The organism is Blastococcus deserti (genome assembly GCF_042682525.1).
GTDB classification, from domain to species: domain Bacteria; phylum Actinomycetota; class Actinomycetes; order Mycobacteriales; family Geodermatophilaceae; genus Blastococcus_B; species Blastococcus_B deserti.
Genome location: NZ_JBHUHP010000015.1, coordinates 187,709 through 191,537, shown reverse-complemented (window position 1 = coordinate 191,537; position 3,829 = coordinate 187,709). Strand labels below are relative to the sequence as shown.

Below are 3,829 nucleotides of genomic sequence, written 5' to 3'. Positions count from 1 at the left end.
CACGTCGACCACCGCCTCACCCGGACCCGGATCGGGCACCACGACCGTCTCGACGCTCACCGGCGCACCCTTGCTGAGCGCGACGACGCCCCTCACCTCGTAGGCCATGGGGCGAGACTAGGGGTGGTCCCCGACGCCGGCCGGGCACGTCCGCGGCGCGGACCCAGTGGTCACGCCGATGTCTCGGTCGGGTGTTGAACGCGCGGGTACGCGGGCGGCGTCGTAACGTCCGACCGTTCGCGACGCTGCTCACAGCGGGCGACCGGGTTGCGCCCGACCGGACGCGCCCCTCCCGACTCGGAGGTTGTTCCGTGGCAGTACCCAGCTTCCTGGCCCGAGAGCGCATCGTCGCCCGGCCGGGGTTCAACCGCTGGCTGATCCCGCCGGCGGCCCTGGCCGTCCATCTGTGCATCGGCCAGGCCTACGCCACCAGCGTGTACAAGAACGCCCTGGTGGAGCACTTCGACACGGGCAACACCCCGATCGGGATCATCTTCTCGATCGCGATCGTGATGCTCGGACTGTCGGCCGCGCTCTTCGGTACCTGGGTGGACCGCAACGGCCCCCGGGCCGCGATGGCCACCTCCATGGTGTTCTGGGTGTCCGGATTCCTCGTCGGCTCCCTCGGCATCTTCACCGAGCAGCTGTGGCTGGTGTATCTGGGCTACGGCTTCCTCGGCGGCATCGGCCTGGGCATCGGCTACATCTCGCCCGTCTCCACCCTGATCAAGTGGTTCCCGGACCGGCCGGGCCTGGCCACCGGTCTGGCCATCATGGGCTTCGGTGGCGGGGCGCTCGTCGCCGCGCCGCTGTCCCGGCAGCTCATGAGCTTCTACGACCCGTCGTACAACCCGGCCGACACCACCTCCGTGCCGAGCGGTGAGGCGGTCGGGCTGCTCTTCCTCACCCTGGCCGCGGCCTACGCCGTCTTCATGAGCTTCGGCGCCGCGATCATCCGCGTCCCGGCCGCGGACTGGAGGCCGGAGGGCTTCGACCCAGCGACGGTCAAGAAGAAGTCGCTGGTCACCACGGAGAACGTGTCCGCGCGCAATGCGATCAAGACACCGCAGTTCTGGCTGCTGTGGACCGTCCTGTTCTGCAACGTCACGGCCGGCATCGGCATCCTCGAGCAGGCCCAGCCGATGATCCAGGACTTCTTCCGCCGCGGTGAGACCTCGCTGGTCGCCACTGCCGCGGCCGCGGGCTTCGTCGGGCTGCTGTCGCTGTTCAACATGGCCGGCCGGATCGTGTGGTCCTCGACGTCCGACTACATCGGTCGCAAGCGGATCTACATGGTCTACCTGGGGCTCGGCATGGTCCTGTACTTCGTCCTCGCCACCCTCGGCACGACGGCCACCTGGATCTTCGTCCTGACCGCAGCCGTGATCATCAGCTTCTACGGCGGCGGTTTCGCGACCATCCCGGCGTACCTGCGCGACCTGTTCGGCACCTTCCAGGTCGGCGCCATCCACGGCCGGCTGCTGACCGCCTGGGCGGCAGCTGGCGTCGTGGGGCCGCTCATCGTCAACGGCGTCCTCGACTCGCGCGGCACCCCCGGCCAGCTCGTCGCGGGTGACTACCGGCCCGCCCTGTTCATCATGATCGGCCTCCTGGCCGTCGGCTTCGTGGCCAACCTCCTGGTGCGGCCGGTGGCGAGCAAGTGGCACGAGTCGAAGGAAGCCGTCGAGGACTTCACCCACGAGCACCACACACCCGAACGGAGCGCCGTCCGATGAGCTCGTCCACCTCGCACGACCAGCGGCACACCCACACCCCGGTCGCTCTGATCGCGTTCGCCTGGACGCTGGTCGGCGTGCCGCTGGCGTACGGCCTGTACCAGACCGTCACCCGGGCGGCCGCGCTCTTCACCGGCTGAACCGCAGCAGCACCCACCACCCCCCTGCGCCCCGTCCGCTCCCCCAGCGGACGGGGCGCAGTGCCGTTCGCAGCTTTCTGTACCGAAAGCGGAGGCGTGCTCCGGAGCTTCCGGTACAGAAAGCGGGGTCAGCGGCCTCGGAGGGGTGCGAGGGGCAGGTGCGGGGAGAGGTCGGCGCGGTTGCCGCTGGCGCTTACCCGGCCGGCCGCGACCGCGTCCCGCCACGTCAGCTCGCCCGTCGCGAGCCGCAGCCAGGTCGCAGGATCGGTCTCGACGACGTTGGGCGGCGTCCCCCGGGTGTGCCGGGGACCGGGCACGCACTGGACGGCGACGTGCGGCGGCACCCGCAGCTCCACCGAACGGCCCGGCACCTGCTGCGCCAGCCAGCGGGCGGTCGTCTTCACCGCGGCGCCCAGCACCGACCGGGGCGGCTGCTCCGCCTCCCCCGCCAGCCACGGCAGCACGGGGCCGACCGCCGCCCGCAGCTCGTCCGCCGGGATGGGGGCCGGCATCAGGACGTGGGAACCGTGCCCGCCGGGACGGTGAGCGGGGTGCTGTGCTCGGGTCCCCCGAACAGTGCCGGCAGCGTGGCCGTCCACGCCGCGCGCAGCTCCGCCAGCGGCAGCTCCAGGAGGCCTTCGACGACCAGCGCTGCGTTCGGACCACTGCCGGCCGTCGTCCCCAGCTCGGTGACCGGGACGCCCGTCCACTGCACCGTGGTCCTCACGCCACCGGGGTCCCTCGTGGTGACGACGACGCGGGCGGTGGACTCGCTGAACAGCGCGGTGAACGGGTCGCCCCCGAGCCGGAGCCGGGCGCCGACGCCGTGACGCAGCGCGGACTCGGCGAGGGTCTGCGCCAGCCCGCCGTCGGCGAGGTCGTGCGCGGAGGTGATCAGCCCCTCGCGGCCCAGGGCACCGAGCAGCTCGCCCAGCTTCCGCTCGGCCTCGAGGTCGACGGCCGGGGGACGGCCGCCGAGGTGGCCGTGCACGACCGAGGCCCAGGCCGATCCGCCGAACTCCGGCTTGGTCTCCCCGAGCAGCAGCACCGACTCCCCCGCCGTCCGCCAGCCCGAGGACACGCGGCGCCGGACGTCGTCGTGCACGCCTAGCACACCGATGACCGGCGTGGGGTTGATCGCCACGTCGCCGGTCTGGTTGTAGAGGCTGACGTTGCCGCCGGTGACGGGGAGGCCGAGCTCGGCGCAGGCGTCGGCCAGACCCCGGACGGCCTCGGCGAACTGCCACATGACCTCGGGCTCCTCGGGCGAGCCGAAGTTCAGGCAGTTGGTGACGGCCAGCGGCCTGGCGCCGGACACGGCGACGTTGCGGTAGGCCTCGGCCAGGTTGAGCTGCGCGCCGGTGTAGGGGTCCAGCCGGGCGTAGCGGGCGTTGCCGTCGAGGGAGAGCGCGATGCCCCGGTGGGTCTCCTCGTCGATGCGCACGACGCCGGCGTCGTCGGGCTGCGCCAGGACGGTGTTGCCGCGGACGTAGCGGTCGTACTGCTCGGTGACCCAGGTCTTGTCGGCGCCGTCGGGGCTGCTGATCACGGCCAGCCAGTGCGCCTGGAGCTCGGCGCCGGTGACCGGGCGGGGCAGCCGCGCCGGGTCGTCGCCCTGGAGGGCGTCGAGGTCGGCGGGACGGGCCATCGGCCGCTCGTACACCGGGCCCTCGTGGGCGACGGTGCGCGGCGGGACGTCGACGATCCGCTCGCCGTGCCAGTCGACCGTCAGCCGGTCCCCGTCGGTGACCTCGCCGATGACGGTGGCGAGGACGTCCCACTTGCGGCAGACGGCGAGGAACTCCTCGACCTTGCCCGGTTCGACGATCGCGCACATGCGTTCCTGCGACTCGCTCATCAGGATCTCGGCGGGAGTGAGCGTCGAGTCGCGCAGCGGGACGGTGTCGAGGTCGATGTGCATGCCGCCGGTGCCGGCGCTGGCCAGCTCCGACG

At 72.1% G+C, this 3,829-nt stretch carries 4 protein-coding genes; 2 read left to right on the top strand and 2 right to left on the bottom strand.

The features are described from left to right. Positions 1–311 precede the first annotated feature (311 nt). Together ACFSHS_RS15660 and ACFSHS_RS15655 are read left to right on the top strand one after the other, a co-directional pair. Positions 312–1,736: an OFA family MFS transporter gene (locus ACFSHS_RS15660; protein ID WP_376877992.1), complete on the top strand. Its 1,425-nt coding sequence runs from the start codon at positions 312–314 to the stop codon at positions 1,734–1,736. Next, complete coding sequence (locus ACFSHS_RS15655) at positions 1,733–1,876, top strand: MFS transporter small subunit (protein WP_376877989.1); 144 nt, start codon at positions 1,733–1,735, stop codon at positions 1,874–1,876. The genes ACFSHS_RS15660 and ACFSHS_RS15655 overlap by 4 nt, the downstream gene beginning before the upstream one ends. Positions 1,877–2,004: 128 nt before the next feature. Here ACFSHS_RS15655 and ACFSHS_RS15650 read toward each other — a convergent pair whose 3' ends face one another. Then, entirely contained in the window at positions 2,005–2,388 is a 384-nt protein-coding gene (locus ACFSHS_RS15650; protein WP_376877986.1) for a sterol carrier family protein, read from the bottom strand. Next, the coding region (locus tag ACFSHS_RS15645; RefSeq protein ID WP_376877983.1) for an AIR synthase-related protein at positions 2,388–3,829 on the bottom strand (1,442 nt) is incomplete at its 5' end. The genes ACFSHS_RS15645 and ACFSHS_RS15650, both read right to left, overlap by 1 nt.